Source organism: Pseudomonas sp. Irchel s3h17 (genome assembly GCF_900187505.1).
GTDB lineage: Bacteria > Pseudomonadota > Gammaproteobacteria > Pseudomonadales > Pseudomonadaceae > Aquipseudomonas.
On sequence record NZ_FYDL01000007.1, the window covers coordinates 279,699 to 298,725 of the forward strand.

General features: G+C 61.8%; 15 protein-coding genes, 1 tRNA gene and 1 pseudogene. 10 read left to right on the top strand and 7 right to left on the bottom strand.

Annotation, left to right across the window (positions count from 1 at the left end):
- Positions 1-73: 73 nt before the first annotated feature.
- The 3 genes from CKW25_RS12575 to CKW25_RS12585 all read right to left on the bottom strand — a co-directional run bounded on the left by CKW25_RS12575 (position 74) and on the right by CKW25_RS12585 (position 2,654).
- Complete coding sequence (locus tag CKW25_RS12575) at positions 74-355, bottom strand: peptidylprolyl isomerase (protein WP_095079598.1); 282 nt, start codon at positions 353-355, stop codon at positions 74-76.
- A gap of 126 nt (positions 356-481) precedes the next feature.
- A complete protein-coding gene (locus tag CKW25_RS12580) occupies positions 482-1,363 on the bottom strand; it encodes a triacylglycerol lipase (RefSeq protein WP_095079600.1) in 882 nt (293 codons plus the stop codon).
- A 205-nt stretch (positions 1,364-1,568) separates the two neighbouring features.
- Positions 1,569-2,654: a 3-deoxy-7-phosphoheptulonate synthase gene (locus tag CKW25_RS12585; protein ID WP_095079601.1), complete on the bottom strand. Its 1,086-nt coding sequence runs from the start codon at positions 2,652-2,654 to the stop codon at positions 1,569-1,571.
- 628 nt (positions 2,655-3,282) lie between these two features.
- Between CKW25_RS12585 and CKW25_RS12590 the strand changes: the two genes are divergently transcribed.
- The 6 genes and pseudogenes from CKW25_RS12590 (at position 3,283) to CKW25_RS12615 (ending at position 7,554) form a co-directional block, all read left to right on the top strand.
- Positions 3,283-4,041 (top strand): carbon-nitrogen hydrolase family protein, encoded by a 759-nt coding sequence (locus CKW25_RS12590; protein ID WP_095079603.1) that lies wholly within the window; start codon positions 3,283-3,285, stop codon positions 4,039-4,041.
- Positions 4,042-4,059: 18 nt separating this feature from the next.
- Positions 4,060-4,218 (top strand): annotated as a pseudogene (locus tag CKW25_RS27035) (GNAT family N-acetyltransferase); the annotation flags it as partial.
- 136 nt (positions 4,219-4,354) lie between these two features.
- On the top strand, positions 4,355-4,996 hold the full coding sequence (gene uvrY, locus CKW25_RS12600; protein WP_071555134.1) for a UvrY/SirA/GacA family response regulator transcription factor: 642 nt from the start codon (positions 4,355-4,357) through the stop codon (positions 4,994-4,996).
- Between the two features lie 2 nt (positions 4,997-4,998).
- Positions 4,999-6,822 (top strand): excinuclease ABC subunit UvrC, encoded by a 1,824-nt coding sequence (gene uvrC, locus CKW25_RS12605; protein ID WP_095079605.1) that lies wholly within the window; start codon positions 4,999-5,001, stop codon positions 6,820-6,822.
- A 32-nt stretch (positions 6,823-6,854) separates the two neighbouring features.
- Entirely contained in the window at positions 6,855-7,415 is a 561-nt protein-coding gene (gene pgsA, locus CKW25_RS12610; protein ID WP_095079609.1) for a CDP-diacylglycerol--glycerol-3-phosphate 3-phosphatidyltransferase, read from the top strand.
- A gap of 63 nt (positions 7,416-7,478) precedes the next feature.
- A tRNA-Gly gene (locus CKW25_RS12615) sits at positions 7,479-7,554 on the top strand.
- A 158-nt stretch (positions 7,555-7,712) separates the two neighbouring features.
- Here CKW25_RS12615 and CKW25_RS12620 read toward each other — a convergent pair.
- Both CKW25_RS12620 and mhpT read right to left on the bottom strand, forming a co-directional pair.
- Positions 7,713-9,452, bottom strand: coding sequence for a dipeptidase (locus CKW25_RS12620; protein ID WP_095079611.1), 1,740 nt, complete (start codon positions 9,450-9,452; stop codon positions 7,713-7,715).
- A gap of 344 nt (positions 9,453-9,796) precedes the next feature.
- Positions 9,797-11,017, bottom strand: coding sequence for a 3-(3-hydroxy-phenyl)propionate transporter MhpT (gene mhpT, locus CKW25_RS12625; protein ID WP_095079613.1), 1,221 nt, complete (start codon positions 11,015-11,017; stop codon positions 9,797-9,799).
- 332 nt (positions 11,018-11,349) lie between these two features.
- Between mhpT and CKW25_RS12630 the strand changes: the two genes are divergently transcribed.
- On the top strand, positions 11,350-12,660 hold the full coding sequence (locus CKW25_RS12630) for an OprD family porin (RefSeq protein ID WP_095079614.1): 1,311 nt from the start codon (positions 11,350-11,352) through the stop codon (positions 12,658-12,660).
- A 65-nt stretch (positions 12,661-12,725) separates the two neighbouring features.
- On the opposite strand, the gene CKW25_RS12635 is transcribed toward CKW25_RS12630, so the two are convergent.
- Entirely contained in the window at positions 12,726-13,214 is a 489-nt protein-coding gene (locus CKW25_RS12635) for a MarR family winged helix-turn-helix transcriptional regulator (protein ID WP_095079616.1), read from the bottom strand.
- A 214-nt stretch (positions 13,215-13,428) separates the two neighbouring features.
- Here CKW25_RS12635 and CKW25_RS12640 point away from each other — a divergent pair, with 214 nt between their 5' ends.
- From CKW25_RS12640 to CKW25_RS12650, 3 genes are all read left to right on the top strand, one after another.
- Positions 13,429-14,259: a p-hydroxycinnamoyl CoA hydratase/lyase gene (locus CKW25_RS12640; RefSeq protein WP_095079617.1), complete on the top strand. Its 831-nt coding sequence runs from the start codon at positions 13,429-13,431 to the stop codon at positions 14,257-14,259.
- A 112-nt stretch (positions 14,260-14,371) separates the two neighbouring features.
- On the top strand, positions 14,372-15,820 hold the full coding sequence (locus tag CKW25_RS12645; protein ID WP_095079619.1) for an aldehyde dehydrogenase: 1,449 nt from the start codon (positions 14,372-14,374) through the stop codon (positions 15,818-15,820).
- A gap of 158 nt (positions 15,821-15,978) precedes the next feature.
- Entirely contained in the window at positions 15,979-17,862 is a 1,884-nt protein-coding gene (locus CKW25_RS12650; protein ID WP_095079644.1) for a feruloyl-CoA synthase, read from the top strand.
- 108 nt (positions 17,863-17,970) lie between these two features.
- Here the strand turns inward: CKW25_RS12650 and CKW25_RS12655 are convergent, their stop codons facing one another.
- Positions 17,971-18,606 (bottom strand): DUF6708 domain-containing protein, encoded by a 636-nt coding sequence (locus tag CKW25_RS12655; protein ID WP_095079621.1) that lies wholly within the window; start codon positions 18,604-18,606, stop codon positions 17,971-17,973.
- Positions 18,607-19,027 lie beyond the last annotated feature (421 nt).

Here is a 19,027-nt window from a genome sequence, read left to right on the forward strand (position 1 = left end):
CAGCCAATCTCATTCGTTACATGCGCAACGGCCCACCAAGAGGCGGGCCGTTGTTTAACACATTCGCAGGTGATCAGTCCTGACGGCTGGTCACTTCCAGCAGGTGGTAACCGAACTGGGTCTTGACCGGGCCCTGTACGGTGTTGACCGGTGCGCTGAAGACCACGGCGTCGAACTCCTTGACCATCTGGCCTGGACCGAACGAACCCAGGTCGCCGCCTTGGCGGCTGGACGGGCAAGTGGAGTTGGCTTTGGCAACTTCAGCGAAATCAGTACCCGCTTCGATCTGCGCCTTGAGTTCGTTGCACTTGGCTTCGCTGGCAACCAGGATGTGGCGGGCAGTGGCTTTGGCCATGGGGAAATCTCCAATCAATGTTCAATAAAGTGCTGAGCCTACCGGATTCAGTGGTCTATTTCTTGTCAATCTGGTGATTGATTCGGTGTCGCCTTGCCGTCGGTCGAAAATCAACGCTCGATCCCCTCAGAGGCCGATGCGCTTGAGGCGTTCGGCGTGCTCAACGTACAACCCCACCGGGTCGATGCCTGTGCGCACCAGGCCTGCCGTCTGGTTGATGCTGTCCATGTGGTCCATGGGGTGGTCGGAGCGCAGGACCGTGCCCAGGTGCGAGCTGTAGCGACCGACCATGCCGTCGTTCTGCTCTGCCTCGCGCGTGAAGAAACCGGAAAAGCCGCGACAGAAGGCGTGCAGCGGATCAAGGGCATTCGCCCCTTCAGCCAGCAGGTTGTCCTGCAACGTGCCGCTCCAGGAGTAGTAGCGAACGCCCTTGACCTGCTCATCGCCCTGGCCGCCCCAGGTATCCGGCAGGCCCTGCGGGTATTTGGCATTGAAGGCGGCAACCCCTTCAGTGGTCAGTGCGTTGAGGGCGACCAGGGCGTTCTGCGGGATGTCCGGTTGGCCACTGGCAAAGCGCAGGAACTCGACGAACAAGGTCGAGGCGGCCACGGCAACTCGTTCGGGCAAGCGTCCCGGGGTCAAGGCCTTGCGCAGGCAGTCGGCCAGTTCCGAGCCGTGGTTCGGCCCGCTGACCGAGGTTACCGAGGCTACCTGCCGCGGCAGGGTGGCGGCTGCATAGCGTGCCGCCAGTGCGCCCTGGCTATGGCCGATCAGGTTGACCTTGCTCGCCCCGGTACCTGCCAGCACCCGCTCGATCTGGGTCTGCAATTGCTGGCCACGGACTTCATTGCTGTGAGTGGCCGAGAGGTAGGGGATGAACACATGGGCGCCAGCGTTCATGAGTGCCTGCCGGATGCCGTGGAACAGTTCGAGTTTGCCGATGCGGTCGAATCCGAAGAGACCGTGGACCAGCATGATGGGGTATTGCGTGTCTGCATTCCGTTGCATACGCGTGCCTCTATTCCGTTAGTTCGGGAGGGATGTTCACGCCCTCACTCTAATGCAGGTGCGCAATGGATCGATGTGCGAAAAAGCCGCTGTCAGTTGTTGAAAGCGGAATAGAGATGCGACGAATAATCAGGAGTGAAGGGGTTGTTCCGAGGTGGCCGCCATTGCGCCGTGGCCGGCGCAATAGCGGTCGAACAAAATGGCTTCAGGCGCTCGCCGAGTGTCCGGGCGTGCGCAGTTTCAAGCTGGCACTGCGCAGCAACTGCTCGGTCGCGTCCCAGCCCAGGCAGCCGTCCGTCACCGACACACCGTAGCGCAGCGACGGGCTCAAGGGCTGGCAGCCTTCGAACAGGTGGCCTTCAATCATCATGCCGATCAGCGCGCGATTGCCGTCCAGGCGTTGCTCCAGCACGTCATTGAACACCGCCGGTTGGCGCAAGGGATCCTTGCCGCTGTTGGCGTGGCTGCAGTCGACCATGATGCGCGACGCCATCTTCAGCGTCTGCAGGTCTGCCTGTAGGTGCGCGACATTCTGGCGGTCGTAGTTGGGGCCGCGGTGGCCGCCGCGCAGTACCAGGTGAGTGTCCGGGTTGCCCTGGGTCTGAATGATTGCCGGGTGCCCCTGGCTGTCGACGCCGAAGTGTCGGTGCGGATGAGCGGCCGAGCGCATGGCATCGGTGGCCACCCCAACGCCGCCGTCGGTACCATTCTTGAAACCGACCGGGATGCCCAGGCCGCTGGCCATTTCCCGATGGATCTGCGATTCGGTGGTGCGTGCGCCGATGGCGACCCAGCTGAGCAGGTCGTCGTAGTAACTGGCGGCCATGGGCTGCAGCAGTTCGGTGGCGACGGGCAAACCCAGGCGCAGCATTTCACGCATCAGCTCGCGCGAGAGCGTCAGGCCACCGACCATGTCGTCGCTGCCGTCCAGGCGGGGGTCGTAGGCCAGGCCTTTCCAGCCGACCGTGGTGCGGGGTTTTTCGACGTAGGCGCGCATCACGATGAGCATTTCACCGCTGACGTCGGTGGCGAGTCGGGCGAGCTTTTCAGCGTATTCCAGGGCCGATTGCGGATCGTGGATGGAGCAGGGGCCAACGACGACCAGCAGGCGACTGTCTTCACCTTGCAAAATGGCGCGGACCGCTTGGCGGTGGGCGGCGACTTGCGCCGTCAGGGCATTGCTCAGAGGCAATTGCTGTTTGAGTTGCAATGAGCTGGGCAGGCGCTGGGTCAGCGCTTCATTGGCAGGGCTCAGGGTGGACAGCGGCAGAGCGGAGAGGGATGCGTTCATGTTCGGGCTTCCTTGGGCTGGCGGCGGGTTCTGTCCCGCACGCTCGGCCCTACTGGGGTGTTCGACAATTGGCCGGATTGGCCTGGCGTGTGTGCTTGCCACCAGTGGGTGACCGATCGGAGGCGGCAGGCTGTCCCGAGCGGAGGCTGGTAAATCGCCAGGCGGAAAAACTGTCGTAACGGTAATAAGTGGCGTAGTTCATGTCGTAATTCCTTGAAGTCAGTGATGTCGCTAAAAAGGTGTGGCGCTAAAAAAACAAAACCCCCGGTCGGGAGGCCGACCGGGGGTTGAGAATTCTCTGGCAGGCGACCCCTTGAGTAGTGGCCGCCGTGTGGGTATCAGGCGCGCCAGTGGCTAAACCAATACCCAAAATAAAAGCTTGCCGGTACACAGGCGCGATTCACCCAGGCAGCCGCAACCGAGCGCTGGGCGCTGGCGAGATGAAGCTGTGAAGGGGAATGCAACATGATCTGTCTCCGATGAATGCACCGAGCTTACTTGAGGCGGGTAGGCAGATTCAATCAGAAATTACTATCGACCCAACGTCCTGTCGCTATGGCTTAAGTCGCGCAACGCTTTGTGACAGACTCGGGGTTTGCCTCGTGACACTCTTTCAGGGAAAGCAGGGATGACAACGCTGACTATCGCCGCGGCTCAATCGATCTCCATGGCTGGAGATCTCCAGGCCAATATTGCGCGCCATCAACACTTGATCCAGGCCGCTGCCGAGCACGGCGTGCAACTGTTGGTGTTTCCCGAACTGTCACTGACCGGCTATGAGCGCGGGCTGGCGGCGGAACTGGCGATCGCCCCGCACTCCACGGCGTTGCAACCGCTGCGCGATCTGGCGCGGGAAGTGGGGGTGACGGCGGTGGTCGGCATGCCGATCCGGTTGACGGCCGATGGGCCGGTACTGATCGGTGCGCTGGTGCTGGCGGCCGATGGCTCCCTGGGGGTCTACAGCAAGCAGCATTTGCACCCCGGCGAAGAAGTGGCGTTTGCGCCGGGCTCGGGCGGCTCGCTGCTGACCATGGCTGACGATCGGGTCGCGCTGGCGGTCTGTGCCGATTTTTCCCATGCCAGTCATGCCGCCGAGGCGGCGAACAACGGTGCGAACATTTATGCCGCCGGCGTGCTGATTACCCCGGGTGGCTATGGGGCCGATGCCGCACAACTCCAGGGCTATGCGGTCGAACATTCGATGGTGGTGCTGATGGCCAATCACGGCGGTGCAACCGGCGGCTGGGAATCGGCGGGGCGCAGCGCCATCTGGGCGGCGGACGGTTCGCTGATTGCGGCGGACCCGGGTGTCGGCGAGTCATTGGTGATTGCGCGTCGAACGGCGGGCCTGTGGAGCGGGGCGGTGGTCCCGGTGCACAGTGCCTGAGCCGGTGACGAGGGGCTCGGTCAGGTTTTTTCCAGGGCTTGCCAGGAGTCCCGTCCAGCGCTGCGCCTGACGGTGTTCGAGGACAACCCGGCGCAGGCGCTTTACCTGCGCCTGGGACTGCAGCACGTCGGGCGGGACGCCTGCTTCCTGAGGATGGAGCGCCGATGTGCCCGCTGAATTGTCTGCAAGGTCCTTAACTCAAGCCTTCCAAGATGTATTGAAACTGTTTAAATAACAGCTTGCTGCTAGGTCTGGCTGATCCTTTTTGCTAAGGTGCTCGGCAATCAATAAGAACATATCGCGGGGTGTCTGCTTGATTAGGGTGCTAGTAGTCGATGACCATGATCTCGTTCGTACAGGTATTACACGAATGCTGGCTGACATCGATGGCCTGCAAGTAGTCGGCCAGGCGGAGTCGGGGGAGGAATCCCTGCTCAAGGCGCGTGAGCTGAAGCCCGATGTGGTCCTGATGGACGTCAAGATGCCGGGCATCGGTGGCCTTGAAGCCACCCGCAAGCTGTTGCGCAGCCATCCGGACATCAAGGTCGTGGCAGTGACCGTGTGCGAGGAGGACCCTTTTCCTACGCGGCTGTTGCAAGCCGGCGCGGCGGGTTACCTGACCAAGGGCGCCGGCCTCAATGAAATGGTGCAGGCGATTCGCCTGGTATTCGCCGGCCAGCGCTACATCAGCCCGCAGATTGCCCAGCAACTGGCCATCAAGTCGTTCCAGCCCAGCAATGATTCGCCCTTCGATGCGCTGTCGGAGCGGGAAATCCAGATCGCCCTGATGATTGTCGGCTGCCAGAAGGTCCAGATCATTTCCGACAAACTTTGCCTGTCACCCAAGACCGTGAACACCTATCGCTATCGCATTTTCGAAAAGCTTTCGATCAGCAGTGATGTTGAGCTGACACTGTTGGCGGTGCGTCATGGCATGGTCGACGCCAGCCTCTGACAATGACCGAACCGTTTGATCCCAGCGCCTTTCTCTCGACCTGCAGTGGGCGCCCGGGTGTGTATCGCATGTTCGACAGCGATGCGCGCCTGCTTTACGTGGGCAAAGCCAAGAACCTGAAGAAGCGCCTGGCGAGTTACTTCCGCAAGTCCGGCCTGGCGCCCAAGACCGCCGCGCTGGTTGGTCGTATCGCCCAGGTCGAGACCACCATCACCGCCAATGAAACCGAAGCGCTGCTGCTCGAGCAGACGCTGATCAAGGAATGGCGGCCGCCCTATAACATCCTGCTGCGGGACGACAAGTCCTACCCCTATGTCTTCCTGTCGGACGGCGCATTTCCGCGCCTGAGCATTCATCGCGGGGCGAAAAAGGCCAAGGGCAAGTATTTCGGGCCTTACCCCAGCGCGGGGGCCATTCGTGAAAGCCTCAGCCTGTTGCAAAAGACCTTCTTCGTTCGCCAGTGCGAAGACAGCTACTACAAGAACCGCACGCGGCCTTGCCTGCAGTATCAGATCAAGCGCTGCAAGGCGCCCTGTGTCGGCCTGGTGACGCCCGAAGCCTATGCCGAGGATGTGCGGCACTCGGTGATGTTCCTCGAGGGCCGCAGCAACGCGCTCGCGGACGAACTGTCGGCAGGGATGGAGCAGGCGGCCAGTACCCTGGACTTCGAACGGGCGGCCGAACTGCGTGACCAGATCGCCTTGCTGCGCCGGGTGCAGGACCAGCAGAGCATGGAAGGCGGCACGGGCGACGTCGACGTGGTGGCGGCGTTCACCAACCCGGGAGGCGCCTGCGTGCACCTGATCAGTGTGCGCGGTGGCCGGGTACTGGGCAGCAAGAACTTTTTCCCGCAGGTGGGTATTGAAGAAGACGTGGCCGAGGTCATGGCGGCGTTTCTTGGACAGTATTACATCAGCAGTCCCGAGCGGGACTTGCCGAGCGAGCTGATCGTCAACGTGGTCCATGACGACTTCCCGACCCTGATCGAGGCCATTCATGGGCTGCGCGGTCGCGAATTGACCATCAGCCACAGGGTGCGTGGCACCCGGGCGCGCTGGCAGCAGTTGGCGGTAACCAATGCCGAGCAGGCCCTGGGCGCGCGCCTGGCCAATCGTCAGCATGTGGCCGAGCGGTTCGAGGCCCTGGCGCAAGTGCTCGACCTCGATGAACCGCCCCAGCGGCTGGAGTGTTATGACATCAGTCACTCCAGCGGTGAAGCGACAGTGGCGTCCTGCGTGGTGTTCGGCCCGGAAGGGCCGTTGAAGTCCGACTACCGTCGCTACAACATTGAAGGCGTCACGCCGGGGGACGATTACGCGGCGATGCACCAGGCGCTGACCCGACGCTTCAGCAAGCTCAAGGACGGCGAGGGCAAGTTGCCGGACATTTTGCTGGTGGACGGCGGCAAGGGCCAATTGTCGATGGCCCGCGATGTGCTCAATGAACTGGCCGTTCCCGACCTGATTCTGCTGGGCGTGGCCAAGGGCGCCACCCGCAAGGCCGGATTCGAAACGCTCTACCTGAATGACGCCGCCCACGAATTTACCTTGCGCGGGGATTCGCCGGCGTTGCATCTTATCCAGCAGATCCGCGACGAAGCCCACCGCTTTGCGATCACCGGGCACCGGGCGCGACGCGGGAAAACCCGCCGTACCTCAACGCTGGAAGGGGTCGCGGGGGTGGGGCCGACCCGGCGCCGGGACCTGTTGAAACATTTTGGTGGATTGCAGGAGCTGTCTCGTGCAAGCATCGACGAGATCGCCAAAGCACCGGGGATCAGTAAAAAGCTTGCAGAGTTGATTTATGCAAACCTGCACAGCGAGTAGAATGCCAACTCACCTCGTAGCCAGTTGTGCCGATGAATATCCCTAATCTGATCACCGTTCTGCGCGTCCTGCTTATCCCGATCTTCATTCTGCTGTTCTATTTGCCGTATCACTGGAGCTACATCGCCTCGAGTTCAGTCTTCGCATTTGCTGCCGCGACCGACTGGCTGGACGGTTATCTGGCCCGTCGGCTGGAGCAGAGCACACCGTTCGGGGCGTTTCTCGACCCGGTGGCAGACAAGCTGATGGTCGCCGTGGCCCTGGTGCTGCTGGTACAGGAACATGCCAACCTGTGGCTGACACTCCCCGCAGCCGTCATCATTGGCCGCGAAATCGTCATCTCCGCCCTGAGGGAGTGGATGGCCGAGCTGGGAGCACGGGCACAAGTCGCCGTGTCGAACCTGGGCAAATGGAAAACCGCCGCGCAAATGCTGGCGTTGGTGATCCTGTTGGCCAACCCGTCGAACTTCAGTTTCTGGGTACTGGTGGGCTATTTCTTGCTGATGGTATCGGCAGGCTTGACGTTGTGGTCCATGGTGCAGTACCTGAGCGCCGCCTGGCCGCATCTGAAAACCGATGTAGAAAAGAAATAAAAGTTTTTTGAATCAAGGGGTTGACGCGTAATCTATTTTCTATAGAATACGCCACACCAAGACGCGGGAATAGCTCAGTTGGTAGAGCACGACCTTGCCAAGGTCGGGGTCGCGAGTTCGAGTCTCGTTTCCCGCTCCAAATACTCAAAAACGCCACTCAATAGAGTGGCGTTTTTGTTTGTGCGCGATTTGTAGGCATTGGCCTGCTGATTTCAGTTGTCGCCGTTCTCCAGGCATTTGACGAGAGTAAATCGATCAAAGCGATGGACCCGCCACAACAGCGAGTCCAAAGGCGGATCAGAGTTTCGGCAACTGCCCGATGCGCCCCATCATCTCGGTCACGATCTGCAGGTCGAGCATGAACTGCTCGACGGTCTTGAACTCGTTGTCGTTGTGGCCGGTGTATTTGACGTCGGGCATGGCCAGGCCGAACTGCACGCCGTTGGGTAGCTCATGGACCGAGGTGGCGCCGGCAGAGGTGCCGAACGTATGTTCCATGCCAAGGTTTTCGCTGGCCACGGTAAGCAGGGCCTTGACCCATTCACCCTTGGGGTTGCGGTACATCGGCTCGGCGATCGAGTAGTCGAAGGCCGGTGCGATGTGGGTCTTCTGGCTCCAGGCGCCAAGCTTGTCGGCAATTTCGGCCTTGAGCGCTTCTGGGGACTTGCCCTTCGGCACGCGCAGGTTGACCGCGAGCTGGAAGGCGTTGTCATCCATCCCGACATAGGTCAGGGACGTGGTCAGCGGCCCCATGAAGGCATCGGAAAAGCCGACCCCCAATTTGCCGCCCAGGTAGTCCAGCCCCCAGTTGTCGGCGGCATAACGGGCGGCGTCGGTAATGGGGTTGTGCTTGAGCGCGACCTTGCCGTCGAGGCTGTTGATGAAGTCCAGCATCCTGGCCACCGGGTTGACGCCTGACTCGGGCTCGGAGGAGTGGGCGGAAACGCCGGTGACCGTGAGCTTGACGTCCTTGCCGACGACCTTGGCGCTCACCTCGAAGTTGCCGCCATTGCGCTGGGCATAATCAGTACCGGCCTGCTGCAGGCTGGCGGCCAGTTCGGCGGGCTTGTCAGTCACCAGGGTGGCGACCGACGTCGACGGAATCTGGTTGGTTGCCAGGCCGCCCGTCATCGAGATGATTTCGGCGCCTTTACCCTCTGCGGTACGTCGGGCAAAGCTTGCCATGACGGTGCCGTAGCCTTTCTCGGCAATCACCACCGGGTAGCCGCCATCCAGCGCCAGGTTGTAGTGGGGTGTCGGGTTGCGTTCGAAGTAATAGGGGATGGCGTCGCCGGTGGTTTCCTCGGTGGTGTCGACCAGCAGCTTGAAATTCCGAGCCAGCGGCAGCTTCTCTTCCTTGATGATCTTCATGGCGTAGAGCGTCACCACGATGCCGTTCTTGTCATCCTCGGTGCCCCGGCCATACAGGCGGTCGCCGACCAGGGTGACCTTGAACGGATCGAGTCGGGTGCCGTCTTTCAGGACCCAGTTCTCCGGGGTCACGGGCACCACATCGGCATGGGCGTGAATGCCCACGACTTCATCGCCGGTGCCTTCGAGGGAGATTTCATAGACGCGGTTGTCGACGTTGCGAAAGTTCAGGTCGAAGGCCTGGGCAAGGCTCTTGAGCTTGTCGGCGATCTTGATGAATTCTGGATTGTCGTGCTGGGCAACGCCGTCCACGCGCACGGTCGGGATTGCCACCAGCTCGCGCAGGGTCTGGGTGGCAGCCGTGCCGTATTTCACCCGTGCATAGAGGCCCAGCAGGCGATGGATCTCGTTCTGCTGTTCAGGGGAAAGGCTCTTGTTGCCCTGGAAGGCACGGATTGCCGGGCCGAGGTCGTCGGTCTTGGCTAGGTCACTCTTGGCCAGGCGTTCCAGGAACTGCCTGAAATCCGTTACCGATACGTCACTGAAGGTCTTGAGGATGGCCGCGCTCTGTTGCGGGGTGATGTTGGCGTGCGCTGACGTGGTGAACGACGACAGGCTGGCGAGCATCAGCGTGGTCGCGGCCAGGTGCTTGAGTGAAAAATCCATTGTTGGGGGCATTCCTTTGCAGGTAGTTAGTGAGAAATGTCTGATCAATGAAACAAAACATTTCAAAACTAACACCGCGAGGGAGCGGTACGGGAGTCCCTGAAGTGGGATCTGTCGCACAGAAATGCAAAAGCGACGCAGAAACGAAAAAGTCCCTGCTTCGGGAAGAAGAGAAATCCGATGTTCCAACGGGTGGGTCACTCGAGGCAAGTCTCGCTTCCCACGCCCGATACACAAAAACGCCACTCGATCGAGTGGCGTTCAGAGCGTCGTCCTTCAGCGCCGCAAGGTATCGCGCGACGTGGTGCGACCCCGGTGTTCGCCGCGCGGCGCTTCAGGCCGTGTCAGGACTTGGCCGTCGTCAGTCCGGGCTCGGTCAGCGGTGCGGTACGGGCAATGACGCTGATGATGGTCAATGCTGCGATCACCAGCCCCGGTGAGGTGGCCAGCAGTACCCCGGCGGTGCCGGCCCCGGCCGCCAGAATCTGCCCTGCGGCCAAGGGGCCGGCCACTGAACCCAGGCGACCGATGGCCACGGCTGCGCCGACGCCGGTGGCACGCACCAGGGTCGGGTAGGACGGCGGTGCGAGGGCGTACAGCACCAGTTGCGCAGCCATCACAAACAACCCCGCGGCAAACCCGGCGATGCCCATGGGCACGATGCCCACCGACAGGCCGACCCCGGTCAGCGCCGCCAGCAATCCAGCATAGATAAACAGCACCACCTTGATGCCGTTGCAGCGATCCAGCAGCAGCCCGCCGAGCAGCGAGCCGAGGGCGCCACCGATGTTGAACAGCATCTGCACCAGGCCGGCCTGGGGTTTGGTGAAACCTTGTTCCAGCAGCAGCGACGGCAGCCAGTTGAGGAGCATGTACATCACCGTCAAGGTGAAGAAGTAGCTCAGCCACAAGGCCAGCGTGACGCGGGCCCGGCCTTCGCCGAACAGTGCCCGGCCGGTCGAGGTGTGCGCCACGCGGGCGCTGCCTTGTTGCAGGCGAAAGGCGCTGGACTCGGGCAGCAGCAAGATCATCAGTGGCACCACCAGCAAGGGCGCGAGGCCGCCGATGATGAAGGTCGCCTGCCAGTGATCGGTGAACAGCATGGCAACCACTGCTGCCAGGGCGCCACCCAGCGGCACGCCGGCATACATGATGCTGATGGCGGTGCCGCGACGTTGCTCGCCCACCGCCTCGGCACACAGGGCGATCAGGTTGGGCAGGGCGGCACCCAGGCCCAGGCCGGTCATGAAGCGCGCCAATAGCAGGCTGGAGAAGCTGCCGACGTAGGCGGTGCTGAGGGAGAACACGCCGAACAGCAGCACGGCGCCGATCAGGATTTTCTTGCGGCCGATGCGATCCGCGATCCAGCCACCGAAGAACGCGCCTGGCAGCAGGCCGATGATGCCGGCACTGAACACCCAGCCCATCATTTTCGGGTCCAGGGCAAAGGTCTGGCGCAGGCCCGCGGCGGCAGTGCCGGCGGCTTGCAGGTCGAAGCCTTCGATCAGTGCAACGATAAAACACAGGGCAATGGTCAACGTCGTGCGACGTGATGGGGTGTCCATGGCGAACCTCATTATTGTTTTTGTTGGGGCTGACAGGTGAAGCAAGCAGGCCTGCATCAGGCGATGGTGGGCTTGAATTAAGATTAACAAATATAACTAAAAAATGAACGATCCTGAGTCCTGCCTCAAAAAGTAGATAAATCATTTATAAATCAATTAGATGATATTCGTAGACAGGTTTGTCTTTAAAATAGATAACAATATTAATGTTCGATTATCGGTCACTACGGATTGACGCCAGCCCTCGGCTGTTTCCATTCTCTGGCCGCAGACACCCGGGACAACCCGGGTCTCGCGCTTAAAAAAACAACAACAAAGAGTGGACATCGAACATGCCAAATCTCCCTCGGGATGCCCTTGCGGCGACCCCCGCCTTACCTGTTCGCGCACCATGCCTGGCCGTGTTGGGCTTGAGTGTGATTGCCAGCCCGGCGCTGGCAGAGGGCTTCATGGACGACAGTCACGGCACCCTGACCCTGCGCAATTACTACCTGGACCGGGAGTACAAGGACGACGGGGCGAAAACCGCGGCCCGGGAATGGGCCCAGGGGTTCATCATGAATGTGGAGTCGGGCTATACCCCCGGGACGGTCGGCTTCGGCCTGGACGCCCGGGGATTGCTGGGGGTCAAGCTGGACTCCGCGCCACATCGCAGTGGCACCGAGTTGTTGCCGGTGTCCAGCAGCGACAAGCGTGCGGCGGACGAGTACTCGCGCCTGGCCATGACCGGCAAGTTTCGCGTTGCCCAGACCACGGTGAAGACCGGCGATGTCTCGATCTTCCTGCCGTTCGCCTTTGCCAGCCCGTCGCGGCTGTTGCCGCAGACGTTTCGCGGCACCACCCTCAGTTCCAGGGATATCGATGGGCTGATCCTCAACACTGGCTACATCGATCGCATCAACAAGCGTGACTCCACCAACTACCAGGCGATGAGCATTGCTTCGCCGAACCGGCGTTTCAACGGCGCGGCCACCACTTCGCACATGGCTTATGTCGGCGGCGATTACCAGGTGAACGAGGACCTCAGCCTGCGCGCCTATCACGCCGAGGTGGCCGAGCTGTACCAGCAGAACACCCTGGCCCTGCTGCACAATCTGCCCGTGGGCGAGGGCGTACTGACCAGCGACCTGCGCAGCTTCTTCAGCAATGAGGATGGCAGTGCCAAGGCCGGCAAAGTCGACAACCGCAACCTTTCAGCGTTGTTTGGCTATCGTCTGGGTGGCCATCGGGTGAGCCTGGGCTACATGCACGCCAGTGGTGACACAGCGACGCCCTATGTGTCGGGTACCGAGTTGATGGGCATGAGCGAGTTGACCATGAGTTCGGACTTTCTCAACGCCAAGGAGCGGACCTGGCAGGCGATCTACGACTATGACTTTGCCGCCGCCGGGGTGCCTGGCCTCAAGAGCCGGCTGCGTTATGTGCGCGGTGACCATATCGAACTGGCGGCCCTGAATGCCGACGACCGCAAGGAGCGTGAATTCCAGATGGAGCTGGGGTATGTGATCCAGAGTGGTCCGCTGAAAAACCTCGGACTGTTGGCGCGCAAGTCGATCTATCGCAATGACTTCCCCTCTGGCGCGGCCTTCCGCGATGAAAACCAGACCCGTTTCCAGGTGCTGTACAGCGTGCCGATCTGGTAAGGGAGCCCAGCCCATGGGCTGTCGCCGGCCGTTCCTAGCGGTGGGGAGCGTGCCGGCGTTTTGGGTTATGCCTGGTAAACCTTTCTCAGCAGCCTGAGCAGTTCGTCCCGTTCCTGGCTGTCGAGGCTGGACGTGGATTCCTGGTCGCTCTGGGCGGCAATCTGCTTCAGCTCCTTGAGCAGGGCCTCGCCGGTCTTGCTGAGAAAGATCCCGTAGGAGCGCTTGTCCGGCTTGCACCGCACCCGCACCGCCAACGCCCGTTCTTCCAGCTTGTTGAGCAGTGGCACCACTTGCGGCGGCTCGATGGCCAGCGCCTTGGCCAGGTCAGCCTGCATCAGCCCCGGGTGCTGTTCGATGATCGCCAGGGCCGAGAACTGTGCCGGCCGCAGGTCGTAGGCCGAGAGCCGGCCAATCAGGTTCTGGAACAGTTTCAACTGCGCCCGGCGCATGGCATAGCCGATCAGGTCGTCCAGGGCGGCGTCCAGCGGCGCCTGGGTTTCGGTGGCGGCGTCCGGAGCCTGGGGGGCAGCGGCAATCTTGGAAGACTTGGCCATGACAGGGTCAATCCTCGGGCTGGCGGTTAAGAAGACTATCTAGTTTGCCGAGTTTGGCCGGGGATAGCCATGAGCATTGTCATATATCCGGGTTCCTCGCTCGGTTCATGGGTTGAAAATGCTTTGTTAAAATTGTTAATAGTTAATTGACATAACTAATTAGCCGGTTTAGTTTTTGCTCATCTTCAAACCCAGAACAAGAGTGAGCATCGCCATGAGCAATTACGAAGGTCGCTGGACAACGGTCAAGGTGGAAATCGACGAAGGCATCGCCTGGGTCATCCTCAACCGCCCGGAAAAACGCAACGCCATGAGCCCGACCCTGAACCGCGAGATGATCGACGTTCTGGAAACCCTGGAGCAGGATCCGGCCGCTGGCGTGCTGGTGCTCACCGGTGCCGGCGATGCCTGGACCGCGGGTATGGACCTCAAGGAATACTTCCGCGAAGTGGATGCCGGTCCGGAAATCCTTCAGGAAAAAATCCGTCGCGAAGCCTCTCAGTGGCAATGGAAACTGCTGCGCATGTACGCCAAGCCGACCATCGCCATGGTCAACGGCTGGTGCTTCGGTGGCGGTTTCAGCCCGCTGGTGGCCTGCGACCTGGCGATCTGCGCCGACGAGGCGACCTTCGGCCTGTCGGAAATCAACTGGGGCATCCCGCCGGGCAACCTGGTGAGCAAAGCCATGGCCGACACCGTGGGTCATCGCCAGTCGCTGTACTACATCATGACCGGCAAGACCTTTGGCGGGCAGAAGGCCGCCGAGATGGGCCTGGTCAACGAGAGCGTGCCCCTGGCGCAACTGCGCGAAGTGACCCTCGAGCTGGCGCGCAACCTGCTGGAGAAAAACCCGGTGGTGCTGCGAGCGGCCAAGCATGGTTTCAAACGTTGCCGCGAACTGACCTGGGAGCAGAACGAGGATTACCTCTACGCCAAGCTCGACCAGTCGCGCCTGCTGGACACCGAAGGCGGTCGCGAACAGGGCATGAAGCAGTTTCTCGACGACAAGAGCATCAAGCCCGGTTTGCAGACGTACAAACGCTGACCCCGGCGGTGCACGGAGGGCAGGCTGGCCGGGTGATCGAACGCCCGCCAGCGCTTGGTCCCGGTGCTCCCCTCGAACGTATTCCCGACAAAGACAATAAAGAGGAATTCCCATGCTGGACGTGCCCCTGCTGATCGGCGGCCAGTCGTGCCCCGCCCGTGACGGTCGAACCTTCGACCGGCGTAATCCGGTGACCGGTGAAGTCGTGTCGCGAGTTGCCGCCGCCACCCTGGAAGATGCCGATGCCGCCGTGGCCGCGGCCAAGGCGGCGTTTCCGGCCTGGGCAGCCCTGGCTCCCAATGAACGTCGCACCCGGCTGCTGCGTGCGGCCGAACAGCTGCAGGCCCGCAGTGCGGAGTTCATCGCGGCGGCCGGCGAGACCGGCGCCATGGCCAACTGGTACGGCTTCAACGTACACCTGGCGGCCAACCTGTTGCGCGAAGCTGCCTCCCTGACCACCCAGATCAACGGCGAGGTGATTGCGTCCGATGTTCCCGGCAGTTTCGCCATGGCCCTGCGTCAGCCCTGCGGCGTGGTGCTGGGTATCGCGCCGTGGAATGCCCCGGTGATCCTCGCCACCCGTGCCATCGCCATGCCGTTGGCCTGTGGCAACACCGTGGTCCTCAAGGCCTCGGAGCTGAGCCCGGCGGTGCACCGGCTGATCGGCCAGGTATTGCAGGATGCGGGCCTGGGCGATGGCGTGGTCAACGTCATCAGCAACGCGCCCGCGGATGCCGCGGCCATAGTCGAGCGGCTGATCGCCAACCCGGCGGTACGTCGGGTCAACTTCACCGGCTCGACCCATGTCGGGCGCATCGTCGGTGAACTGTCGGCGCGGCATCTCAAGCCGGCTTTGCTGGAGCTGGGCGGCAAGGCGCCGTTCCTGGTGCTGGACGACGCCGACCTGGAGGCCGCGGTGCAGGCCGCCGCCTTTGGCGCCTACTTCAACCAGGGGCAGATCTGCATGTCCACCGAGCGCCTGATCGTCGACACCCGGGTGGCCGATGCCTTTGTGGCCCGGCTGGCGGCGAAGATCGCCACCTTGCCGGCGGGCAACCCGGATGCCGGTGATTCAGTCCTCGGTTCCCTGGTGGACGCCAGCGCCGGCGAGCGCATCAAGGGGTTGATCGACGATGCCCTCGACAAGGGCGCCACCCTGGTCACGGGCGGTCAGCTGGAGGGCAGCATTCTGCAGCCGACCTTGCTCGATGGCGTCACGGCTGCCATGCGCCTGTACCACGAGGAGTCCTTCGGCCCGGTGGCCGTAGTGCTCCGTGCCGAGGGCGATGAAGAACTGCTGCGCCTGGCCAACGATTCCGAGTTCGGCCTGTCGGCGGCGATCTTCAGTCGCGACACCGGTCGCGCCCTGGCCCTCGCCCAACGGGTCGAGTCGGGCATCTGCCATATCAACGGCCCGACCGTGCACGACGAGGCGCACATGCCATTCGGTGGGGTGAAGTCCAGTGGCTACGGCAGTTTTGGCGGCAAGGCGGCCATTGAGCAGTTCACCCAGTTGCGTTGGGTCACCTTGCAGAACGGTGCACGGCACTACCCGATCTGAGCATCCGTCGCACCGTCGGGTGACGAGCGCTTGCGAGCGCTCGCCGCCCACGTGCCAGCCAGACATAACAATAACAAGGCTGCAGCCACCGGCTGCCACGCACCTGGTCGAACTGCTTTGCAGCAGACCGGAGACGTGCCTTGATGGAGGACAAGCACGTGAGTTCCGAATTCAGATCGCCACCCCAGGCCGAGGCCCGTACACCGCGTTATCGCCAGGTGTCCATCGGCCATCCGGCGGTCGAGGTCAGCGAAGCGCAGGGCGTCCTGTACATGCGTTCCCTGGAACCCTTGGCCGAATTGCCCGGGCGCCTGCTGGACCGTCTGCTGCATTGGGCGCAAGTGCGCCCGCAACAGACTTTTATCGCGGCGCGCCAGGCCGGCGGCGACTGGCGTCGGGTCAGCTACGCCGAGATGCTCGCCAGCGTCCGCGCCATTGCCCAAAGCCTGCTGGGTTACGGCCTGTCAGCCGAGCGCCCCTTGGCGCTGTTGTCGGGCAATGACATCGAACACCTGCAGATCGCGCTGGGCGCCATGTATGCCGGTATTCCCTATAGCCCGATTTCGCCGGCCTATTCGTTGCTGTCCCAGGACTTCGCCAAGTTGCGGCATGTCTGCGATCTGTTGCAACCCGGGCTGGTGTTCGTCAGCGATGCCGCCGCCTACCAGCGGGCGATCGACGCGGTATTACCCGGCGAGACACCGCTGATTACCGTTCGCGGCGAAGTGGCGGGGCGGCGGCAGACCCCCTTTGCCAGTCTGCTGCAACAACCCGGTGGCAGCGAAGCTGAAGCGGCGTTTGCCGCCACCGGCCCGGACAGCATCGCCAAGTTCCTGTTTACCTCCGGCTCCACCAAGCTGCCCAAGGCGGTGGTCACCACCCAGCGCATGCTCTGCGCCAACCAGCAGATGCTGTTGCAGACCTTTCCGGTGTTCGGCGAAGAGCCTCCGGTGCTGGTGGACTGGCTGCCGTGGAACCACACCTTTGGTGGCAGCCACAACGTCGGCATCGTGCTGTACAACGGTGGCACCTTTTACCTGGACGACGGCAAGCCCACCGCCCAGGGGTTTGCCGAGACACTGCGCAACCTCAAGGAAATCTCGCCCACCGCCTACCTGACCGTGCCCAAGGGCTGGGAAGAACTGGTCAGCGCCCTGGAGCAGGACGGCGAGTTGCGCGACCGTTTCTTCGCGCGCATGAAACTGTTCTTTTTCGCCGCCGCCGGTTTGTCCCAGCGGATCTGGGATCGCCTGGACCGGGTCGCCGAGCAGCATTGTGGCGAACGTATTCGCATGATGGCCGGGCTTGGCATGACCGAGGCATCACCGTCCTGCACCTTCACCACCGGGCCACTGTCCATGGCCGGTTATGTCGGCCTGCCGGCCCCCGGTTGTGAGGTGCGGCTGGTGCCGGTGGACGGCAAGCTGGAAGGGCGCTTTCGCGGGCCGCACATCATGCCCGGCTACTGGCGTGCGCCGCAGCAGACCGCCGAGGTGTTCGACGAGCAGGGCTACTACTGTTCCGGCGATGCGCTGAAACTGGCTGACGCCTGTGATCCGCAACTGGGGTTGATGTTCGACGGGCGCATCGCTGAAGACTTCAAGCTCAGCTCCGGGGTCTTTGTCAGCGTCGGCCCGATGCGCAATCGCGCGGTGCTTGAAGGTTCGCCCTATGTCCAGGACCTGGTGGTGGCCGCGCCGGACCGCGAGTGCCTGGGGGCCCTGGTCTTTCCCCGGCTGTACGAATGCCGACGCCTGTCCGGCTTGGGCCCGGACGCCAGCGATGCCGAGGTCCTGGCCAGCGCGCCGGTACGCCAGTGGTTCGCCGAGTGGCTGCAACGGCTCAACCGCGACGCCAACGGTAATGCCAGCCGCCTGGAGTGGATCACGCTGCTGGACGAGCCGGCCTCCATCGACCGCGGCGAAATCACCGACAAGGGCTCGATCAACCAGCGCGCGGTGCTGCAGTGGCGCGCCGACAAGGTCGAGGCGCTGTATCGCGGCGAGGAGCCTTCCATCCTGCGTGCCGGTTCTCAGTCGTGAGCAGTGTGGGGCAGGGCACTGCGGTGTCCTGGCCCCACTCAGGCAGTTGAGTGCCGTAGGTGTTGATCAATACGGCTACTCGCGCGATTGCGCGGAGCTCAGTAATTCTCATTGTTTTTTCAGCTGATCGATTGCCGACGCGTGCACACCGGCATTGGCGATGGAGCGAGGAAACCTCGGCTCGTAACACAGCAACAGTGACACCCAGTGCGCGCCGGCATGGATCAGGATCAGTGGGAGTAACAGCAGGTGGATCGGTATGAAAATCCACAAGGCCGGCGTCTTGATAAAGCCAGTGTCCAGGCGCCAGACAGCGCTGAGGGAATGCCAAGGCCAGGGAAACCTGGGCAATAACCGTTTGGGCGCGGGCGCGGCCCCGGGGCCGTCTTCCATGTAGCGCCGGATGTACTCCCAGAAGGCCAGTAACTCAGCGGCATTGCGGGTCGGCTTGCCGACGAGGGTCATCTCGAAATCATCCTTGGGATTGCCATCGGCGTCAGACACCGCGTGGTATTCCTTTTCCCAGCCCAGCAAGACAAACCCACCGGTGCCGTCCAGTTCGGACATGTCGGGGTTGATGCAGACGTCGGTCTTGTCCCAGTCCAGCGCCACCACCCCGCCCAGGTGCTTGGGGCGAAGCAGGTAGACCTTGCGGGTGATGCGGTTGAAACGGACGATCAGGCGGCGGGCGGTGAAGGCCTCGAGGCGTAGGTAGGGGAAGGCGTACTTGAGGTAAAAATACATCGATATTGCGGGAATAGCCGGGAACATCCAATTGAATAGATAGTCGGTAATATCTAGTGGTGTACCGGAGGTTCTTGCTCCTGCAATGAACTCACTTATTACTAAGTATAGGGATATTGATAACATCCATAAAAGTATTGCGCCACCGCCACCTACAATAAGCGTAATCACTCCTCGCTTCTCATCGCTTGGGGTGCGGGCATCTATGTAAGTCGAGTTGTAGCAATATAAAGATTCATTGTGGTAGACCGCTTCAGATACACGTTGTGTGACGCCTATGGGGGGTATTTTTTCGGTTCTTCACGGAATCCCGGGAAACACAGAAACAAGAACGCCGATTTGATTGATGATGTTCGTGCGAGCAAACACATCTAACAAACCGGCGTTCTTATGCGTGATATTAATACTTTCCTTCCTTTTT